Origin of the sequence: Nocardia sp. CA-120079 (assembly GCF_050955745.1) — a bacterium.
Classification (GTDB): domain Bacteria; phylum Actinomycetota; class Actinomycetes; order Mycobacteriales; family Mycobacteriaceae; genus Nocardia.
The window spans coordinates 2,447,095-2,466,870 of sequence record NZ_CP192088.1 but is presented as its reverse complement, the minus strand read 5'-3'; the positions used below and the strand labels follow the sequence as shown (position 1 = coordinate 2,466,870).

Below are 19,776 nucleotides of genomic sequence, written 5' to 3'. Positions count from 1 at the left end.
CGACTACAGGACTGCCGCCACATACCGTCATTGGTGCGCAATCCGAGGCACACGAGACAGTGCCGGTCGACCTGCCCGCACGCCCGACAGAGGCAGAACCACCACCCACCGATGCCACCGCCTTCCCATTTACAGTGGCAGAGCCGTTGCGCGTCGACGCGGCCGCACGCGAATCGGCGGCAAAGCCACTGCCCGTCAACTCGCCCGGAAACCCGACGCCGGCAGGGCAACTCTCTTCTGTCGCCGCGAGATCCGGCGCGCTCGCGCCGATATCCGCCATAACAGTGAGCTCGCAGGCGTTTGCACCCCCACCCACGTCTGGCGCAACAGACCTCGTTCCAGAAATCCCAGCGCTGGTCGAGCGTTCGTCTCCCGTTGCCGCGCTCAATGTGAGCCCCGTTGACGAAAGTTCAAGGCGGCCAGTACGTCTTGGGCGCTGGGTTGCTCGGCGTTGCGGAGGTCGCAGATGGTCCAGGCAACGCGGAGGGCGCGGTCGGCGCCGCGGGCGGACAGGCGGCCCAGTCGCAGGGCGGCTTCGATGGGGGCGGTTGCTTCGTGGGGGAGTCGGAAGCGTTGGCGCAGGATGTGGCCGGGGACTTCGGCGTTGGTCGCCCAGCCGTAGTCCTGCCAACGCTGTAATGCGGCTTGCCTTGCGGCCGCGACTCGACGGCGCACGACCTCGCTGCTCTCGGCGTTCTCGGCGGCGAACGATGCGCCGGCATGGCCGTGCATCTGGACCCAGATATCTATGCGATCCATCAACGGTCCGGACAGCTTGCCCAGGTATCGGCGCCGCGCGAGCGGGGCACAGATGCAGTCGACATCGCGGGCTGGGGCACATGGGCAGGGGTTCGCGGCCAAAACCAATTGGAATCGGGCCGGGTAGCGAGCCACGCCATCGCGGCGGGCGATGCGAACTTCGCCCTCTTCCAACGGCGTTCGCATCGCTTCCAGGACCTTGGTTCCTATCTCCGCACATTCGTCGAGAAACAAGACCCCGCGATGGGCACAGCTGACGGCGCCCGGACGTGCGGTACCCGATCCCCCGCCGACCATGGCGCTGGCCGAGGTCGAGTGATGCGGAGCGACGAAAGGCGGCATGGTGATCAACGGGTGGTCATCGGAGAGTGCGCCTGCGACGGAATGGATGGCCGTCACCTCGAGTGCTTCGGATTCGGTGAGCGGTGGCAGCAGACCCGGAAGACGTTGCGCCAACATGGTTTTACCGATTCCGGGCGGCCCGGTGAGCAGCAGGTGGTGTCCGCCTGCCGCGGCCACCTCCAATGCCCACCGGGCCTCCTCCTGACCGACCACCTCACTCAGATCGCCACCGCAGTGCAAGGTGTCGGGCAGCATGCCGTCGGGCTCGACCAGACTGCCTTCACCACGCAGCCAAGCGACGACAGTGCGCAGGGTCGTGGCCCCGAAAACCTCGATGCCGTCCACCAGCCCGGCTTCGGCCAGTGCGGATTCCGGCACGATCACCCGCATCCAGCCCGCATTGCGGGCCGCGAGCACGGCGGGCAGGATGCCGCGCACCCGGCGCACGCGCCCGTCCAGCGCCAATTCTCCGAGCAATACGGTCTTTCCGAGCCGAGCGGAGGGGACCGCGCCCGCCGCGTCGAGCACCGCGATCGCGAGGGCAAGATCGTAGACACTGCCGATTTTGGGCAGCGTCGCCGGGGACAGTGCCAGGATCACGCGGCCGTCCGGCCATTTCTCCCCGATATTCGCCACTGCGGAACGGACCCGGTCGCGGGATTCCTGCAGTGCCGTATCGGGCAGCCCGACCAGATGCACCGATGGCAGCCCCTGCCCGATGTCCGCCTCGATTTCGACCAGCTGGCCGTCCACCCCGCTCACCGCGACCGAGTACGCCACCCCCAGCGCCATCAGAACACCGCTTTCAGGTGATCGATGACCGGTCGGTGGCCGCGGTGCAACAGCACCGAAATGACGTCGAAGCGGACCTCGCGCCACGGGCCGTCCTGTTCGGCCAGCCACACCAGCGCCAACCGCCTGATCCGCTGCTGCTTATCGAAGGTGACCGCCTCGGCGGGCGCGCCGAATTTCGTTCCGGATCGCGTTTTTACCTCGACGAACGCGGTGACGCGGCCGTCCCGGGCGATCAGATCCAGTTCGCCGTACTTGCACCGCCAATTCCTGCTGATGATCTCCATCCCGGCGGCCTGCAGGAATCGGGCCGCCAGTTCTTCCCCTTGTGCGCCGAGCGCCTGGTTGTCTGCCACCAGCTCAGCGTGCTCGGACCGCGCCCGCGCCCGAAGGCACCGACCTGCGCAAACAGAAAACCTGTGGATACCCGCTCAGCTGTGGATAACCCGGGCATCCAACCCCCGTGCTCCACCTGGTTGTCGGTGCCCAATGCTATTGGGCCGGCGGCAGATCAGCACCAACGCGACCGCGGTCCGCGTAGGTCAGAGCGCTACTCGGGTAACCGCAGATCCGGCTTCTCCAGTTCCTCGATATTCACGTCCTTGAACGTGATCACCCGAACATGCTTCACAAAGCGCGCGGGTCGGTACATATCCCACACCCACGCATCGCTCATGCGCACCTCGAAGTACACCTCGCCGTCGGCGTTCTGCGGCCGCAATTCGACGGAGTTGGCCAGATAGAAGCGGCGCTCGGTCTCCACCACGTACGAGAACTGACCGACGATGTCCTTGTACTCCCGGTATAGCGAGAGCTCCATCTCGGTTTCGTATTTCTCCAGGTCCTCGGCACTCATCGGGTGGGACGTCCTCCTTCTCGCCGCACTGCGTCTGCTGTAATCATCATCGCGCATGCGCCGTGTCGGTAGCCACTCGGCTATCCGGTTCGACGCCCTCCAGCAAAACCTCATCGGCCAGTTCCGCGTCGGCGTACTCCGCCGCGGCTACCGGCCGCAACCCCGCTGCCAAGCGCACATTGCGCCAGGATCGGCGGTGCTCACTGCTCGGTCCGAGCCGTTCCAGCGCGGCTGTGTGCTCGGGCGTGTTGTAGCCCTTGTGCGCGGCGAATCCGTAGCCGGGGAACCGCTCGTCCAGCTCGACCATCATCCGATCCCTGGTCACCTTGGCCAGGATGCTCGCGGCGGCGATGCAGGCCGCGGCCGCGTCACCGCCGATGACGGGCAGCGAGGGCACCGGAATCCCGGGCACCCGGAATCCGTCGGTCAGCACGTACCCCGGCGTCCGTCCGAGTCCGGCGACCGCGCGGCGCATGCCCTCGATGTTGGCGACGTGGATGCCGATCGAGTCGATCTCCCAGGCCGGAATGACGACCACCTTCCAGGCCAGCGCCAACCGGGTGATGATCGGGTACAGCTGCTCGCGCACGGGTTCGGTGAGCTTCTTGGAATCGTCGAGTCCGGCCAGTCTGTCGTAGGCCTTGGGAGCGAGCAGGCAGGCAGCGACTACGAGCGGCCCCGCACACGGTCCGCGCCCGGCCTCGTCGACCCCGGCGACCGGGCCGAGTCCGCTGCGGATCAGCGCCGCCTCCAGGGTGCGCAACCCACCGGCTCGGCGCATGACGACACGCGGCGGCCACCCGTTGCCCGGAGTCGCGCCATTAGCCCTAGCCACTCGACCCTGCCCCACCATCCAATTATCCTGCGGCCCGCAACGTTCAGTTCGTCTGGGGATCCTGTGCTTTCACCGGACCGATCCGGCTGGGCGGCCAGATCTTGAAGACCGTCTTGCCGCGCACATTGTCGATCGGGACGGTGCCCTGCAGGTTATCGCTGACGTGGGCGCGTGAATCGGCGGACTGGTTGCGGTTGTCGCCCATCACCCACAGGTTGCCCTCGGGCACCTTGACCGGGCCGAATACCCGGCCCGCCGGGTAGGTCGCATTCTGCTGACCCGGGTACCACGGGTAGTCGTTCAGGACGTACGGCTCGTCCAACGGCTTCCCGTCCACCATGACCCGCCCCTGCGCGTCACAGCACTGCACGGTCTGGCCCCCGACGGCGATCACCCGCTTCACCAGGTCGTTCTCATCCGGTGGCACGAGTCCGAAGAAGGAGAAGAAGTTCTGCACGCCGCGCACGGCGACATTGCTGGACCGGATCGACTGGTAGCGGGTATTCCAGGACGGCGGGCCGACGAACACCACGACATCACCGGGCTGCGGCTCGCCCCAGTAGTAGCTCGGCTTCTCCACGTAGATGCGGTCGCCGATGAGCAGCGTGTCTTCCATCGACTGGGACGGAATGACGTACGGCCGCCCGACAAAACTGACCATGAGTGCCGCGATGACCGCGGCGATGACAATGAGAACCGGCAGTTCCTGCCAGAAGGGGCGCTGCTTGCGCTTCGAGCGCCGTGAGCGGCGGCTCTTGCCTTCGTCGTCCGAATCGGACACCGTCATCGACCCACTTTCGTCTGCCACGCCGAACAGATTAGCCCGGCACCAAGACTGACGTCCGGTGCCGGGCTGGCTGAAGAACTTCCGTGCCTAGCGGTGCCGCTACCTGCTCAGCGCTTTTCCTTGATCTTGGCGGCCTTGCCGCGCAGATCGCGCAGGTAGTACAGCTTGGCACGGCGGACGTCACCGCGGGTCACGACATCGATGTGGTCGATGTTCGGGCTGTGCACCGGGAAGGTGCGCTCCACGCCGACACCGAACGACACCTTGCGAACGGTGAAGGTCTCGCGGATGCCACCGCCCTGACGCCGGATCACGACGCCCTTGAAGACCTGGATGCGCTCCTTCGAGCCTTCGATGACCTTCACGTGCACGTTGAGCGTGTCGCCCGGACGGAAGTCGGGGACGTCGCTGCGCAGCGACTTTTCGTCGACGAAGTCAAGGGTGTTCATTTCATCCTTCTGATGTTTGCGCGAGCAGAGGACCCTGGCGGCACTCGCGTGCTCGACCGGTTCATGCTCCGAATAAGGGGTGCTCCGTGGGCCGAATGCACCCAGGGCAACCTGTGCATTGTGCCAGATCGGCGGGTCGCGGGAAAAATCGGGCCCGGCTCACCGGGTGGCCGCGCGGTGTTCGGCGGCCGCGAGGCGGTCGTTCTCCGGTGTGCTGAATTCACCCACTCCGCCAGCTGCCATCTCCCTGAACCCGAAGGCCGCGCGCCGCCGATTCCGCTCCCGTCAGACCGGGAGTGGCCTGGTCGGGCGCAGGGCCCACGACGCGAGGGTGAGCCCGGCGAAACCCAGTGGTCCGAGCCAGGCCTTCGGCTCGTCGCCGACGGCGATATGGGAGGCGGCCGCGCCGCCGTAGACGAAGGTCAGGCCCGCGTACGCCCATTCCTCGGCACGCGGGAAGCCCGGCGTCACGATCGCGGCGACCGCGGCTGCCTTGGCGACGCCCATGATGGTGGCGAAGTACATCGGGTATTCGAGTCGTCGGAAAACTTCGCGTACGTAGGAGATTCGCGCGAGATCCCAGTAGGACCCGACGACGGTTTCGGTCAGCAGGATTGCAGTGGCGCCGAGGTAGGCCGAGCGGGCGGTCTTTCGTAGGTTCATATCTGTGTGACGGATGCCGACCCGACAAGGTAACGGCTTGTCACACTCACGGCCTCGGCGCCGTCATCTCTTCGAGCAACCTCCGAGGAGATCCCTGTGGGCGAAAACGATTCTTTGGCAGACCGATTCGTGGCGCATCGGCCGCACTTGGTCGCCGTGGCCTATCGCATGCTCGGTTCGCTGAGCGAGGCCGATGATGCGGTACAGGAGGCCTGGTTGCGGCTGTCCCGGGTCGACCCCGCCGAAATCGACAATCTCGGCGGTTGGCTGACCACGACTGTGGGGCGGGTCTGCCTGGACATGTTGCGGTCGCGCAAGTCCCGCCATGAGCAGGCCTACCTGCCCGACCCGATCGTCGCCGCCGATGACGCAACGCAGCCGGAACAGCAAGCGGTACTCGCGGATTCGGTGGGTCTGGCGCTGCTGGTCGTGCTGGACTCGCTGCATCCCGCGGAACGCGTGACCTTCGTGCTGCACGATATGTTCGCGGTGCCGTTCGACCAGATCGGACCGATCATCGGCAGATCCGCGGCCGCGGCGAAGATGATGGCCAGCCGCGCCCGCCGCCGGGTCCAGGGTCGAGCGCCGCGACCCGACCGGGATCTACCGCGTCAACGTCGCGTGGTCGAAGCCTTCCTCGCGGCCGCGCGCGGCGGTGAATTCGACGCACTGCTGGCCATTCTCGACCCCGAGGTGGTGTTGCGCGCCGACGCCGGAGCCCACCCTGGCGGCATGCGCGTACTGCGCGGCGCCGCGACGGTGGCCGGTCAGCTCGATGCCTTCCAGCGCGCCGCCAATGCCTTTGCCTCGCAACATGTCCTCGTCAACGGCGCGCCCGGCCTACTCAACACCGCTAGGGGCAAGACAGTCTCCCTGATCGCCTTCACCATCGTCGACGACAAAATCACCGCCATCGACCTGCTCTCGGACCCCGCCCGCATCCCACACGCAGTCTTGGGCGCTTGATCACCATGCAACGGTTGCGGCAAACGTCGAGAGCACCCCTCCGCGAGAGCATTCTCGTGGACGCGGGACGCAGTCAGTCGCGAAGGGAGTGGTCGGACACTGAGGGCAGGTGCCAATGGGTGGGGGCGGGGGGTGCGGGGACGACGGTGCGGGCCAATTCGGCCTCCGCGGCCTCGCGGACATGGACGACGTCGGGTTTTCCGGCGACCAGGTCTTGCACGAAGATCTTGGCGCGGATCACCGGGCGTCGATAGCGACGTTCACGGACTATCGCCCGATACATGAGCCGACGTTTGCCGGGGTAGCGCCAGCGGGCCCAGGGTGCGCCCGGTCTGCTCAGGCGGAATGCACCGACAACGAGCAGGGGCAGGAAGAACATGCCGAACAGGCCGGTCCAGATCTTGCCCTTGGCGATGACGACTGCCGCCAGGCCCAGATTCACCACGGCGAAGCAGACGATGAAGATGCGGACTTCGGTGCTGGGGTCGCGGCGGAAGTCGTTGATGTCCAATAACCACAGCGGGTGGAATCCGAGCAGCAGCAGTCCGGTCACCGCGAGCGCGACGAAGACCGCATCGACCGAGGTGCGGCCCTGTTCCTCCCAGTACACATCGCGCAGGTAGAAGATCAGCGCGAATTCGTCGAGGGTCAGGGCCGCGCCGACACCGAAGGCGGCGGCGAGCAGGCTCGCGGTGAGTGTGGTGGCGCTCTGGTACATGGTGACCATCCCGATGCCGGACAGCAGCACCATGATGACCCCGAACACCATGTGGTGGATGTGCACACCGCCGGAGCGCACATTGCCCGGCCACCAGCGGACCTGCTTGCGGATCAACCGGACGCTGAGCCGGATCAGCAGGAAGCCGACGATGAACCCGAGGAGGAAGCACAGCAGCGGAAGGCGGCCGTGCCCGATCACATCGTCTTCGAGCCACCGTCGCATGGCCGCCTGCAAACCTCCGCTCGTATCGCCCTACTGCCCGAAACCGGCCCGCCGCAGCGCATCCGCCATCGAACCGCTCGGTGCGGGAGCGTTGCGCCGCTGGTTGCCCTGGTTACGGCCCTGATTCTGCTGTCGACCCTGGCCCTGCTGCTTACCCTGTCCATTCTGCCGCTGCCCGCCGCGATCCTGCCCGCCGCGACCGCCTTGGCCACGGCCGCGACCGCCCTCGCCCTTGGTCGCGGTGCCCGGCTCGTCGTCCAGCCGCAGCGACAGACCGATGCGCTGACGTGCGACGTCGACCTCGAGCACCTTCACCTTGACGACATCGCCGGACTTCACGACCTCGCGCGGATCCTTGACGAAGTTGTGCGACATGGCCGAGACGTGCACGAGTCCGTCCTGGTGCACACCGATATCGACGAATGCACCGAATGCGGCCACATTGGTGACCACACCCTCGAGCACCATGCCCGGCTGTAGATCCGCGACCTTCTCCACGCCCGCCGCGAATTCGGCGGTCTTGAATTCCGGACGCGGGTCGCGACCCGGCTTCTCGAGTTCGGAGATGATGTCGGTGACGGTGGGGATACCGAACTTCTCATCGGTGAACTCGGCGGGCCGCAGCGAACGCAACGTCGTGGTGTTGCCGATCAGTTCCGCCATGCCGCGTCCGGTCGATTCCAGGATGCGCCGCACCACCGGGTAGGCCTCGGGGTGCACCGCAGACGTGTCGAGCGGATCGTCGCCGCCGCGGATGCGCAGGAAGCCCGCGCACTGTTCGAAGGCCTTGGGCCCTAGGCGCGGCACGTCGAGCAGCGCGGCGCGGCTGCGGAACGGGCCGTGCTGATCACGGTGCGCCACAATGCTTTCAGCGATCGAATTGGCAATACCGGACACCCGCGACAGCAGCGGCACCGATGCGGTATTCACATCGACACCTACCGCGTTCACCGCATCCTCGACCACCGCGCCCAGCGAGCGCGCCAGCAGGGTTTCGGAGACATCGTGCTGGTACTGACCGACGCCGATGGACTTCGGGTCGATCTTCACCAGCTCGGCCAGCGGGTCCTGCAGACGACGGGCGATGGATACCGCACCGCGCAGCGAGACGTCCATATCCGGTAGTTCCTGCGTGGCGTAGGCGGATGCGGAGTACACCGATGCGCCCGCCTCGGAGACCACGATCTTGGTCGGCTTGTTCTCCGGAATCCGCGAAATCAGCTCGGCGGCAAGGGCATCGGTCTCGCGCGAGGCGGTGCCATTGCCGATGGCGATGAGTTCGACGCCGAACCGGGCAACCAGCGCGCCGAGTACGGCCAGGGACTTCTCGGTCTGGCCCTGCGGCTTGTGCGGGTAGATGACCTCGGTCGCGACGGCCTTGCCGGTGGCGTCGACGACGGCGACCTTCACACCGGTGCGGTAGCCCGGGTCCAGGCCCATGGTGGTACGGGTACCCGCGGGCGCGGCCAGCAGCAGATCACGCAGATTCGCGGCGAAGATGTCGACGGCGTCCTTCTCGGCCGCCTGACGCAGGCGCATGCGGGTATCGATACCAAGGCTCACTTGCAGTTTCGTGCGCCACGCCCAGCGCACCGTATCCAGCAGCCAGGTATCGGCGGCCCGGCCGCGATCGGCGATATCGAACTTCACCGCGATGCGGCCCTCGTAGACCGACCGCTCGCCCGGCTCCAACTCCTCGGTGTCGGGTTCGAGCTGCAACTGCAGGATCTCTTCCTTCTCACCGCGCAGCAGCGCGAGGATCCGGTGCGAGGGCAGCTTGCCGAACGGCTCGCTGAATTCGAAGTAGTCGGCGAACTTCGCGCCCGCCTCCTCCTTGCCCGGCCGCACGCTCGAGCTGACCTGGCCGCGGTTCCACATCAGCTCACGCAGCTCGCCGACCAGGTCGGCATCCTCCGCGAAACGCTCGACCAGGATGGCGCGGGCACCGTCGAGCTGTTCGGCGGTGTACTGCGCGGGATCGGTCGTCGGATCGCCGATCAGCGCATCGGCGACGGGCTCGTGACCGGCCTCGCGGGCGATCTGCGCCTTGGTGCGCCGCTTCGGCTTGTACGGCAGATAGATGTCCTCGAGGCGGGCCTTGGTCTCGGCCGTCATCAGCTGCCCGAGCAGCGCGTCGTCGAGTTTGCCCTGGCCCTTGATGGATTCGATGATCGCGCCGCGGCGCTCGTCGAGTTCGCGCAGGTAGGTCAGGCGCTCGTCGAGCTGGCGGAGCTGGGCGTCGTCGAGGCCACCGGTGACCTCTTTTCGGTATCGCGCGATGAAGGGCACCGTCGAACCCGCATCCAGCAGCTCGACGGCAGCCCGGACCTGGGTCTCGCGCACGCCGAGTTCATCGGCGATGCGCCGGCCCACGCTGGCCAGAGCTGTGGTCGCGGCCGGTGCGGCGGCGGTCGTGTCGGTGTTCGTCGCTGAACTGGCGATCTCGGGCGCTGTCGTCACGCCCGAGACACTACCGTTGTCACCCGACAAACGGCCCATGCCCAGGTAAACCGGCATGCTTGGACCCGAATCGCGCGGTGACCTCCCCGCCTCCCCCGGCCGCTGCCGGTCGTGAGGTGCTCGAGGGGCTTCCGTCGCGGGCGTCGAACTGCTGGCGGAGTTCTGGACGTCCCGGCGAGTTATCCATGTGGTCACGAAATCATTCGTCGCGGTCCGAAGGCGCGAGCAGTTCCACAGCCAGCTCACGCATTTCAGCCTTGCGTATCTTCCCCGTGACCGTCATCGGGAATTCTTCGACGATGTGCACGTAGCGCGGGACCTTGAAATGCGCGAGCTTGCCGGTGCAGAAGGCACGGATCGCGTCGGCGTCCAATGGTGTTGTGCCGTCCTTCATTCGGATCCAGGCCATCAGCTCCTCGCCGTATTTCGGGTCGGGGACGCCGATCACCTGGGCATCGAGGATGTCCGGGTGGGTGTAGAGGAATTCCTCGATCTCGCGCGGGTAGATGTTCTCGCCGCCGCGGATCACCATGTCCTTGATCCGGCCGGTGATCGCGAGATATCCGTCGTCGTCCATGACGCCGATATCGCCGGTGTGCATCCAGCGGGCCGCATCGATGGCCTCTGCGGTCTTCTCGGGTTCGGACCAGTAGCCGAGCATGACCGAATAGCCGCGGGTGCACAGCTCGCCGGGTTCGCCGCGCGGCACGGTCAAACCTGTTGCGGGGTCGATGATCTTGACCTCCAGGTGTGGGCCGACCCGGCCGACGGTCGCGGTGCGGCGGTCGATGCCGTCGTCGCGACGGGTCTGAGTCGATACCGGGGAGGTTTCGGTCATGCCGTAGCAGATGCACACCTCGCTCATGCCCATGCGATCGATCACCCGCTTCATCACCTCGACCGGGCAGGGCGATCCGGCCATGATGCCGGTGCGTAGGCTGGACAGGTCGACGTGTTTGCCCGAATCCAGTTCCGCGAGTATGGCGATGAACATTGTCGGTACGCCGTAGAGCGAGGTGCACCGCTGCGCGGCGACCGCATCCAGGGTTGCGACCGGATCGAATGCGGGTGCCGGAATCACCACGGCCGCACCGTGACTGGTGCTTGCCAGGTTGCCCATGACCATGCCGAAGCAGTGGTAGAAAGGCACCGGCACGCAGATCCGATCCTGTTCGGTATAGCCGCAGAGTTCACCGACGAAGTAGCCGTTGTTGAGGATGTTGTGGTGGCTCAACGTCGCACCCTTGGGAAAACCCGTTGTCCCGGAGGTGTACTGGATATTGATCGGGTCGTCCATGGACAACGTCGCGGCGATCTGTGCGAGTCGTTCGGCGTCGATATCGGACTGCGCGACCGCGTCCCATTCGGGAGTGCCGAGCACCAGGACCTGTTCCAGGCCAGGACAACTCGGCCGGACCTGTTCGATCATGGCGACGTAGTCCGAGGTCTTGAATTCCGGGGCGGCGATCAGCATGCGTACACCGGCTTGGCGCAGTACATATTCCAGTTCGCTGGTGCGGTAGGCCGGATTGATATTGACCAGGATCGCACCGATTTTCGCGGTCGCGTACTGGGTGAGGAACCATTCCGCACAGTTCGGGGCCCAGATGCCGACCCGGTCACCCTTGGCGATACCGCGTTCGGCCAATCCGGTGGCGACTGCGTCGATCGCGGCCGCGAGTTCGCGATAGGTCCAGCGGCGACCGGATGGACAGTCCACCAGGGCTTCCCGGTCCGCATAGGCGGCGGCCATGCGGTCGAAGTCATCGCCGATGGTGTCGCCGAGCAGCGGGGTTTCCGCGGTCCCGGATGTGTAACTCGCAAGGGCGGACATCACCGAACCCCCTGCTGCCGCAGGATGAACCGCTGCACCTTCCCGCTGGGCGTCTTGGGCAGGGCGTCCACGAAATGCACCTTGCGTGGATACGCGTGCGCGGCGAACTTGCGTTTCACCAGGGTCTGCAATTCGGCCTCGAGTTCGGCATCTCCTTCGAAACCGTTGCGCAGCACCACGAATGCCTCGAGCACCTCACCGCGCAATTCGTCGGGCATGCCGACCACCGCGGCCTCGACAACCCGCTCATCCAGCACCAGCACGCTCTCGACCTCGAACGGGCCGATGCGATAACCGGCCATGATGATCACATCGTCGTCGCGGGCCGAGAAGTGGAAGAAACCGTCCGCGTCCTGGGATCCGGCATCCCCGGTCAGATACCAGCGGCCGTCGGCGGTATAGCGCTGCGCGGTGCGTTCCGGGGCGTCGAGGTAGCCGAGAAACCACAGCAGCGGACTGCGTCGGGTATCGATGGCCACTCGGCCCAGTTCGCCGACCGGCGCTTCGACGTCGGCGTCGTCTGTGAGCACCGCGCAATGCCAACCGGGCATCGTCCGGCCCATCGAGCCCGCGGGTGCGTCCACCCGCAGCGCGTCGTGCCAGGAATTGCAGATGAGCATGCCGTGCTCGGTCTGCCCGTAGTGGTCGCGCACCGCCACGCCGAGCGTTTCGACCGACCACGTCACCACATCCGGGGTCAGCGGTTCACCTGCGGACGAGGCCCGCCGCAACCGGAGATCTGTTGGAGCGGCGGCACTATCGGCACGCAATGCGCGGTAGACCGTCGGCGCGGCGGTGAAGTTGGTGACGCCGAACCGTTCGAGCACCCGCCAGGTCAGTGGCGCGGAGAAGGCGGCATGCAGCAGCAGGCTGCGGATGCCGGAGGCCAGCGGGCTCAGAATCGCCCAGTACAGTCCGTACGCCCAACCCGGATCCGCCGCATTCCAGTAGACGTCGTCCGCGCGCACGTCCAGCGAAAACTCTTGGTACGCATGGAATGCCGCGAGCGCCCGCACCGGAATCGGCACGCCCTTCGGAGTGCCCGTCGTGCCGCTGGTGAACAGTTGCACCAGCAGCCCATCCCCGCCGACCCCCACGGCGGCCGCGCGCGGGTCGTCGGCGGAGTACGCGGCGAGCAGATCCGCAAACCGCAGCGGCGCCTCGGCCGCGGGTGCTGCGACCGCCGGATCCTGTGCCCCGATGGACCCAGCGATTGTCGGATTGCCCGCCTCCGGCCGGTCGGCGGAGTCACGCACGTGCTCGGCGGCATCTCCGGTCGCTCGCGCATCGCCACCGCCCTGCGCAGTGGCCGCGCCGACCGCGTGCCTGTCAGCGGCTGCCCGGCCGTTCCCGGCAATGATGACGCGCCAGAGCGGATCGGCCGGGATGTCGTCGCCCGGCACCAACTTTGTCGCCTGATCCGCGTCGGCGATGACGATCGTCGTGCCGCTCGCCTCGAGCCGGAAGGCGATGGCGGGCGGGGCGAATGCGGTGAAGAGCGGGACATGCACCGCGCCGCGACGCCAGATACCTAGCAGCGCGACCACCAGGTCGGTGGATTTCGACATCAGGGTGGCGACGCGGTCGCCGGGTTCGACGCCGAGGTCGGCGAGGGCGACGGCGAAGCGCTGGGAGCGCTCGCGCAGTTCGCCGTAGGTGAGGTCGGTCGAGGTCAGGTCGGGGTCGACGATGGTGAACGCGATGCGATCGGCGGGGTGCCGGTCGCACAACAGATCCGCTGCGCTGACGTCGGGTCCGTCGTAGGTCTCCAGTAGCTCGCGCACGCGCGCGTTCAGGTCCGCGGTCATCTCGCCTCTCCTCATCGGTGATCCAGGCCACCTCGTCTCCAATAGGATGTGGGTCACATCACGTTCGGCACTACCCCCGAAAAGGGGTGAGTCTTTTGACCCACACCACCGCGCTGCTGCGGCCGCGCGACGGCGATGCGCTGCGCGCCGAGATCCGCTGGGTGGCGCACAAGGCGGGCGTGCCGGTGGTTTTCGGCGGCGAGGTGCACGATGATGCGCTGCTGCTCACCGAATTCGTCGGCACCGTCACCAATGGCCTGCGCGGACTGACTGTGCTGCGCACCTCCGGTCTGGGCGGCCGGGTGATGGATATGCGCCGACCCGCCTCGGTCGCCGACTACCGCAATGCCTCCGAGATCACCCACCACTACGACGGTCCGGTCTCCGGGGAACGCATCCGCTCGGTGCTCGCGGTGCCCGTGGTGGTCGACGATCACTCCCGCGCGGTGCTCTACGCCGCCACCCGCGGTGGCACACCGCTCGGCGACCGCACCGCCGATCTCGTCGTGGCGGCCGGCCGGCGCCTGGCCACCGAAATCACAATCCGCGACGAGGTGGACCGCCGCCTGCGCCTGCTGGAAATGACGACTCCCGCGCCCGAGACCGCACCCGCCGTCGCCGAGGAACTCCGCGAGATCAATGCCGAACTCCGCGGCGCGGCGCGCTCGGCCGAGGACGAACGCCTACGCGAACGCCTGCACTCGGTGTGTGAACGCCTCACCCGAGTCCTGGTCGGCGACCCACCCGCGCACGCCCCGCGCCTGTCCCGACGGGAACTCGACGTGCTGTCCCAGATCGCGCTCGGCTGCACCAATCACGAAGCTGCCCAACGCCTTTCGCTCGGCCCGGAAACGGTCAAGAGTTATCTGCGCAACGCGATGACCAAGCTCGACGCGCACTCGCGCCACGAGGCCGTCGTCACCGCCCGACGCCTCGGCCTGCTGCCCTGACCAACGAACTCGCGCGCGCATTCGCACGCCGCGCACAGAATCTCGGACGATCCGATGCGCGGCGCGCGAATTCATGCGCGGCACAGTGACCGAACCTCGTCAGCGGCCGCCGGTGCAGACGCCTTCGGGGGTGTACTGGCAAGGACGCTCGTTCCGGCCTTTGTATTGCCCATGGTTACTGCTGCGGCCGCGCTGACCTGCGCTGTTGCGGCTACGGCCAGCATCGGGTTCATGGGTGTCCCGATCAGCGGCGACTCTGACTTCGACCAGTTCGGGCGCGGCCAGATCCGGTAAGACGATCATCGCGCCACCGATCAGAGTCGAGGCCACCGCCCGACGCACTGTCCTCAACCGAGCCACTGTCACCATAGCCACCTACCGTTGTTCACCGTTGATTAACGAGCCGTTAAACAACGATACATTCGATGGGGTGTCGAGTCTGTAGTTTCAGCCGTCGAGCAAATCCGGACGCCGTTCGCGGGTCCGGGCCAACGACTGTTCGCGGCGCCACGCGGCGACCTTGGCATGATCACCGGACAGCAGGATCGGCGGCACTTCGAGGCCGCGCCAGGAAACGGGGCGCGTATAGCTGGGTCCCTCCAGCAGTCCGTCGGAGAACGAATCCTCTTGGTGGGACTGCTGATTGCCGAGAACGCCAGGGAGTAGACGGACTACGGCCTCGGCCATCACGAGGACCGCGGCCTCGCCACCGATGAGGACGTAATCGCCGATGCTGACCTCTTCGACACGAACCCGACGGGCGGCATCGTCGAAGACGCGTTGATCGATGCCTTCGTAACGGCCACAGGCGAATACGAGGTGCTTCTCGCTCGCCCAGCGTTGCGCGGTGGCTTGAGTGAAGGGCACTCCCGCGGGGGTCGGCACCACGAGCAGAGCCTCGTCGGGGCATACCTCGTCGAGGGCCTCCCCCCACACGGTCGGCTTCATGACCATGCCCGGCCCACCGCCGTAGGGCGAATCGTCGACGGACTTGTGCACGTCGTGCGTCCAGCGACGCAGATCGTGCACGTCGAGGGAGATCAGACCCTTGTCGATGGCCTTGCCGAGCAACGCCGTCCGCAGCGGCTCCAGATACTCCGGAAAAATCGTGACGACATCGAGTTTCATGTAGTCCCTTAAGTTTCCGGTGGATCGGCGATCCGCTACTCCGGATCGAGCAGACCCTCGGGCGGATCGATGACGACCAGTTGATCGGCCAGCGACACCGTCGGCACGATCGCGGTGACGAACGGGATCAGGATCTGCCTGCCGTCGTCGGCGGCGCGCACCGAAAGCAGTTCTCCCGCAGCCGAATGCAGCACCTCGGCGACCTTGCCGACCACAGTGCCATCGGTGAGTTGGACGGTCAGTCCCTCCAACTCGTGGTCGTAGAACTCGTCCGGATCCTCCGACGGCGGCAGCTCCGCACTGTCCACGATGAACAGCGTGCCGCGCAGCGCATCGGCGGCGGTGCGGTCGGAGATCCCGACGAGTTGCACCAGAAGTCGGCCCGAATGCTCTCGGGCCGACTCCACGGTGAATTCACGAACGTCTTCGGATCGCGCCGCCCGCCCGCGCAGCCGCACACCCGGTGCGAAACGCGCGTCGGGATCATCGGTGCGTACCTCGACGACCAGCTCGCCACGCACACCGTGCGATTTGGCGACCCGGCCTACGACGAGTTCCATCAAGCGTCGGTATCGACCACGTCGACCCGGATGCCCCGGCCGCCGATCCCGGCGACGAGGGTGCGCAGCGCGGTCGCGGTACGACCGCCGCGACCGATCACCTTGCCCAGGTCATCGGGGTTGACGTGCACCTCGACGGTGCGTCCGCGGCGGCCGGTGATCAGCTCGACCCGGACGTCATCCGGATTCGCGACAATGCCGCGAACCAAGTGCTCGACGGCATCGGCGACGACGGCGCTCACGACTCCGCCTCGCTGGCGCTCGGCTCCGTCGTGCGCGCCGAGGGCGCAGTGTCTTCGGTTCGCTCGCTACGCTCGCTCACGGTTACTCGGCAGCCTCGGTCTCGGCGGCCTCGTCCTTCTTGGCGGCCTTCTTCTTGGGGGTGACGGCCTCGGCGACCGGCTCGTTGTCGGCGGCGGCCAGCGCGGCGTTGAACAGGTCCAGCTTGGACGGCTTCGCGGGCTTCACCTTCAGGGTGCCCTCGGCGCCCGGCAGGCCCTTGAACTTCTGCCAGTCGCCGGTGATCTCCAGCAGGCGCTGCACGGCCTCGGTCGGCTGCGCGCCGACGCCCAGCCAGTACTGCACGCGCTCGGAGTTGATCTCGATCAGCGAGGGCTCTTCCTTCGGGTGGTACTTGCCGACGTTCTCGATGGCGCGGCCGTCACGACGGGTGCGGGCGTCCGCGATGACCACGCGGTACTGCGGGTTGCGGATCTTGCCGAGACGGGTGAGCTTGATGCGAACAGCCATTTGCTGATCTGCCTTTCAGTGGTTGGTCACGGCGCAATTCAGCGACCCGCACGGTCTGCGAGCCCGGTTTTGCGCTTGGAGTGTGTGACCGCCGCGCGGTACGTAACCGGAGACGGGCTGACACTTGTCCAGGAAGGACGGTGGTCCATTCTGCCAGACCGGTCCCCCGCTGCTGAAATCGCGTCGTCGGTAGACGAACGACCGCCCGGCACGGATAACTACACCATGGTGATCTTCGGAAGACGCCGTCGGCGCACACGCGGCGAGGTTGCCGAGGCCGCTACCGAAATCGGCGACTGCACGGCCCCGGAATTGCTGGAGCCCGACCTCACCCAGGCCCCTACCGGCGGTATCCGCGGCGTGATCAGGTGGATCGCGAACCTGCTCAGCTGACGATTACGCGGCTCGATAGCGCAGCAGTACGACGCCCGAGCAGGAGTTACGGCTCTCGGTCAGCGCAGATCCGCCGTGTCGACTGTGATCGGAACGGGTCCCGGGGCCACGACGCTCTCGCCAAGCCCAGGATTCGGCCAGGAATGGGCGCTCATGGGCAACCGGCTCAGCGGACCAGCGGGGCGAGGGTGCGTCCGGCAAGATCCACGGCGCCCGGTTCGTGGCCGTTCGTCACCATGTTGACGATGAGACCCTGCACACCCTGGTCGAGCACCCTGGTTTGCAGTTGCTCGGCGACTTCGGCTGGGCTGCCGACGAATTGGCGGTCGGCGATGGTTTGCTTGCGCTCGTCCTCCGAGATCGCGGAGAGGTCGACGCCGATGCCGCGCAGAAGATCGTGCTGTTGTTTGCGTGCGCGGTCGCCGTCCTCATCGATCATCAGGAAACAGAGGTAGCTGACCTCCAGAGTCTCCGGGTCGCGGTCGATTTCGGCACAGCGCTGGTGCAGTGCCTCGATCTTGCGGGGCAGTTCGGAGGCATTGCAGATGATGTTGATGTGGTCGGCGAAGCGGGCGGCCAGCGCGAAGGTCTTCTTCTCGCCGCCGCCACCGAGCAGAATGGGCAGGTCATTGCGTAGCCGCGGCTCGTTCATGGCGTTCTCGGTGTGGTACCACTTGCCGTCGAAGGTCGAGTGTTCACCGCGCAGCATCGGGGTGATGATCCGCAGCGCCTCGTCGAGCCGCTGGAATCGTTCGGTGAAGGTGCCGAATTCGAAGCCGTAGGACTGGTGTTCGAGCTCGAACCAGCCGGCGCCGATGCCGAGTACCGCCCGTCCGCCGCTCACCAGGTCCATGGTGGTGACGGTCTTGGCGAGCAGCGCGGGATTGCGGTAAGTGTTGCCGGTTACCAACGCCGACAACTGAATTCGTTCGGTGGACGCGGCGATTCCGGACAGTGCGGTGTAGGCCTCGAGCATCGGCTCGCTCGGCTCACCGAGACCGGGCAGCTGATAGAAGTGATCCATGACGAAGACCGTGTCGAAACCGGCGGCTTCGGCCTCCCTGGCCTGCGCGACCACAGTCGGGAAGAGTTCGCTGACGGGCTGGCCATAACTGAAGTTGGGCATCTGATAACCGAGGCGAATGGTCATGACCCGACCCTACGCGCGCGCCACCCAAACCTTCCCGATCTTGGCCACATCAACCCGCTGACCTGGGATTCTGTCGCACACCACAGACGATCTCGCACAAGCGACAGCCCGTGCCCCATGCGGTGGGGTCAGCGGTGGCCGGTGACCGGATTGTGGGTTTTGACGAGGCGGCCACGCAGGATGACGTACTTGGGCTCGGTGAGCGTGGCCGGGTTGATGCGCGGATCTTCCTGGTAGACAACGAAATCCGCTGGCGCACCGGCCTCGATGCCCGGTCGGCCGAGCCAGGTGCGGGCGTTCCAGGAGGCAGCGCCGAGCGCGTCGTGGTTCGACAGGCCCGCCCCGGACAGGGCGGCGATTTCGTCGGCAATGCGGCCGTGGCGGATGGAGCCACCCGCATCGGTGCCCGCGAAGATCGGAACGCCCGCGTCATGCGCATTGCCGACGGTGCGCCGAACTCGCGCGTGCAGATCGCGCATATGTGCGGCATAGATGGGGAATTTGCCTGCGCTGTCGGCGATTTCGGGGAAAGTATCGATATTGATCAGCGTCGGGACCAGCGCGGTACCGTGTTCGACCATCAACTCGATGGTGTCGTCGGTGAGGCCGGTTCCGTGTTCGAGGCAGTCGATGCCCGCGTTGATCAGGCCGGGCAGCGCGTCCTCGCCGAAGACGTGTGCCGTCACCCGCGCGCCATTCGCGTGCGCGGCGTCGATCGCCTCCTTCAGGATCGAGTCACTCCACAGCGGCCGCAGATCGCCCGCCGACCGGTCGATCCAGTCGCCGACGATCTTCACCCAGCCGTCGCCGAACCGAGCCTGTTCGGCGACGATCTCCGGCAGTTCGCGCTCGTCGTCGAGTTCGATGCCGAGTTCCCGGATATACCGCCGTGGTCGGGCGATATGGCGACCCGCGCGAATGATCCGCGGCAGCTCCTCGTGCTCATCGATGAAGCGCGTATCGACCGGTGACCCCGCATCACGCAGCAGCAGCGCACCCGCGTCCCGCTCGGTCTCGGCCTGGGCGATCGCGCCGTCGCGATCCTCGTGGCCGCCGCCGTACCGGATCCCGACGTGACAGTGCGCATCGACGAGTCCGGGCACGATCCACCCTGTGCCGCACAGTGTTTCAGCCCCCGCGACGGGCTCGAACGACACCAGCCCGTCTCGCACCCACAGGTCACGCACCTCGTCATCAGGGAGAACCACACCCCGCAGATGCACACCAACCTCCTCGACCGTCGTCGGCACCTAACCTACTTCCCACCCCTTCGACGGTCACCCCGACCGGCAGCAGCTCCCAGCCGACGTTCGACGGCCGAGCATGGCGGGCAGGCCGCTACCTTGCGCCG

At 66.6% G+C, this 19,776-nt stretch carries 21 protein-coding genes; 3 read left to right on the top strand and 18 right to left on the bottom strand.

Features of this window, described 5'->3' with window-relative positions; all coding sequences use genetic code 11:
• Nucleotides 1-384: 384 nt before the first annotated feature.
• The 7 genes from ACQPYR_RS11330 to ACQPYR_RS11300 form a co-directional block, all read right to left on the bottom strand.
• The gene (locus tag ACQPYR_RS11330; protein WP_433630874.1) at nt 385-1,893 is read right to left on the bottom strand and encodes a YifB family Mg chelatase-like AAA ATPase; all 1,509 of its coding nucleotides are present in this window, start codon (nt 1,891-1,893) and stop codon (nt 385-387) included.
• Nucleotides 1,893-2,249: a YraN family protein gene (locus ACQPYR_RS11325; RefSeq protein WP_433630871.1), complete on the bottom strand. Its 357-nt coding sequence runs from the start codon at nt 2,247-2,249 to the stop codon at nt 1,893-1,895. Before ACQPYR_RS11325 ends, ACQPYR_RS11330 begins: the two co-directional genes overlap by 1 nt.
• Nucleotides 2,250-2,443: 194 nt before the next feature.
• Nucleotides 2,444-2,749, bottom strand: coding sequence for a DUF2469 domain-containing protein (locus ACQPYR_RS11320; RefSeq protein WP_011210678.1), 306 nt, complete (start codon nt 2,747-2,749; stop codon nt 2,444-2,446).
• Nucleotides 2,750-2,795: 46 nt separating this feature from the next.
• Nucleotides 2,796-3,602, bottom strand: coding sequence for a ribonuclease HII (locus ACQPYR_RS11315; protein ID WP_433630868.1), 807 nt, complete (start codon nt 3,600-3,602; stop codon nt 2,796-2,798).
• Nucleotides 3,603-3,627: 25 nt separating this feature from the next.
• Complete coding sequence (gene lepB / locus ACQPYR_RS11310; RefSeq protein ID WP_433635098.1) at nt 3,628-4,371, bottom strand: signal peptidase I; 744 nt, start codon at nt 4,369-4,371, stop codon at nt 3,628-3,630.
• 107 nt (nt 4,372-4,478) lie between these two features.
• Nucleotides 4,479-4,820, bottom strand: a complete 342-nt coding sequence (gene rplS / locus ACQPYR_RS11305) for a 50S ribosomal protein L19 (protein ID WP_011210681.1) — start codon at nt 4,818-4,820, stop codon at nt 4,479-4,481.
• A gap of 285 nt (nt 4,821-5,105) precedes the next feature.
• On the bottom strand, nt 5,106-5,483 hold the full coding sequence (locus ACQPYR_RS11300) for a DoxX family protein (protein ID WP_433630865.1): 378 nt from the start codon (nt 5,481-5,483) through the stop codon (nt 5,106-5,108).
• Between the two features lie 96 nt (nt 5,484-5,579).
• Between ACQPYR_RS11300 and ACQPYR_RS11295 the strand changes: the two genes are divergently transcribed.
• A complete protein-coding gene (locus ACQPYR_RS11295; RefSeq protein WP_433630862.1) occupies nt 5,580-6,449 on the top strand; it encodes a sigma-70 family RNA polymerase sigma factor in 870 nt (289 codons plus the stop codon).
• A 73-nt stretch (nt 6,450-6,522) separates the two neighbouring features.
• On the opposite strand, the gene ACQPYR_RS11290 is transcribed toward ACQPYR_RS11295, so the two are convergent.
• From ACQPYR_RS11290 to ACQPYR_RS11275, 4 genes are all read right to left on the bottom strand, one after another.
• On the bottom strand, nt 6,523-7,392 hold the full coding sequence (locus ACQPYR_RS11290; RefSeq protein ID WP_433630860.1) for a hypothetical protein: 870 nt from the start codon (nt 7,390-7,392) through the stop codon (nt 6,523-6,525).
• 30 nt (nt 7,393-7,422) lie between these two features.
• Nucleotides 7,423-9,852 (bottom strand): Tex family protein, encoded by a 2,430-nt coding sequence (locus ACQPYR_RS11285; protein WP_433630857.1) that lies wholly within the window; start codon nt 9,850-9,852, stop codon nt 7,423-7,425.
• Nucleotides 9,853-10,051: 199 nt separating this feature from the next.
• On the bottom strand, nt 10,052-11,686 hold the full coding sequence (locus tag ACQPYR_RS11280; RefSeq protein WP_433630855.1) for an AMP-binding protein: 1,635 nt from the start codon (nt 11,684-11,686) through the stop codon (nt 10,052-10,054).
• Nucleotides 11,686-13,494 (bottom strand): AMP-binding protein, encoded by a 1,809-nt coding sequence (locus ACQPYR_RS11275; protein WP_433630853.1) that lies wholly within the window; start codon nt 13,492-13,494, stop codon nt 11,686-11,688. The genes ACQPYR_RS11280 and ACQPYR_RS11275 overlap by 1 nt, the downstream gene beginning before the upstream one ends.
• Nucleotides 13,495-13,589: 95 nt before the next feature.
• Between ACQPYR_RS11275 and ACQPYR_RS11270 the strand changes: the two genes are divergently transcribed.
• On the top strand, nt 13,590-14,444 hold the full coding sequence (locus ACQPYR_RS11270; RefSeq protein WP_433630850.1) for a LuxR C-terminal-related transcriptional regulator: 855 nt from the start codon (nt 13,590-13,592) through the stop codon (nt 14,442-14,444).
• Nucleotides 14,445-14,543: 99 nt separating this feature from the next.
• On the opposite strand, the gene ACQPYR_RS11265 is transcribed toward ACQPYR_RS11270, so the two are convergent.
• The 5 genes from ACQPYR_RS11265 to rpsP all read right to left on the bottom strand — a co-directional run bounded on the left by ACQPYR_RS11265 (nt 14,544) and on the right by rpsP (nt 16,882).
• Entirely contained in the window at nt 14,544-14,795 is a 252-nt protein-coding gene (locus ACQPYR_RS11265; RefSeq protein WP_433630847.1) for a hypothetical protein, read from the bottom strand.
• A gap of 96 nt (nt 14,796-14,891) precedes the next feature.
• On the bottom strand, nt 14,892-15,572 hold the full coding sequence (trmD, locus tag ACQPYR_RS11260) for a tRNA (guanosine(37)-N1)-methyltransferase TrmD (protein WP_433630844.1): 681 nt from the start codon (nt 15,570-15,572) through the stop codon (nt 14,892-14,894).
• A gap of 35 nt (nt 15,573-15,607) precedes the next feature.
• Nucleotides 15,608-16,132, bottom strand: coding sequence for a ribosome maturation factor RimM (gene rimM, locus ACQPYR_RS11255; RefSeq protein WP_433630841.1), 525 nt, complete (start codon nt 16,130-16,132; stop codon nt 15,608-15,610).
• Nucleotides 16,132-16,374: an RNA-binding protein gene (locus ACQPYR_RS11250; RefSeq protein ID WP_040693288.1), complete on the bottom strand. Its 243-nt coding sequence runs from the start codon at nt 16,372-16,374 to the stop codon at nt 16,132-16,134. Before ACQPYR_RS11250 ends, rimM begins: the two co-directional genes overlap by 1 nt.
• Before the next feature lie 82 nt (nt 16,375-16,456).
• Complete coding sequence (gene rpsP, locus ACQPYR_RS11245) at nt 16,457-16,882, bottom strand: 30S ribosomal protein S16 (protein WP_063045795.1); 426 nt, start codon at nt 16,880-16,882, stop codon at nt 16,457-16,459.
• 225 nt (nt 16,883-17,107) lie between these two features.
• On the opposite strand from rpsP, the gene ACQPYR_RS11240 reads away from it, so the two are divergent.
• On the top strand, nt 17,108-17,275 hold the full coding sequence (locus ACQPYR_RS11240; RefSeq protein ID WP_433630838.1) for a hypothetical protein: 168 nt from the start codon (nt 17,108-17,110) through the stop codon (nt 17,273-17,275).
• 166 nt (nt 17,276-17,441) lie between these two features.
• Here ACQPYR_RS11240 and ACQPYR_RS11235 read toward each other — a convergent pair whose 3' ends face one another.
• Together ACQPYR_RS11235 and ACQPYR_RS11230 are read right to left on the bottom strand one after the other, a co-directional pair.
• Nucleotides 17,442-18,425 carry an LLM class F420-dependent oxidoreductase gene (locus ACQPYR_RS11235; RefSeq protein ID WP_433630835.1) on the bottom strand — a complete coding sequence of 328 codons (984 nt, stop codon included), beginning with the start codon at nt 18,423-18,425 and terminating at the stop codon, nt 17,442-17,444.
• Nucleotides 18,426-18,553: 128 nt separating this feature from the next.
• Nucleotides 18,554-19,648, bottom strand: a complete 1,095-nt coding sequence (locus ACQPYR_RS11230; protein ID WP_433635097.1) for an amidohydrolase family protein — start codon at nt 19,646-19,648, stop codon at nt 18,554-18,556.
• Nucleotides 19,649-19,776 lie beyond the last annotated feature (128 nt).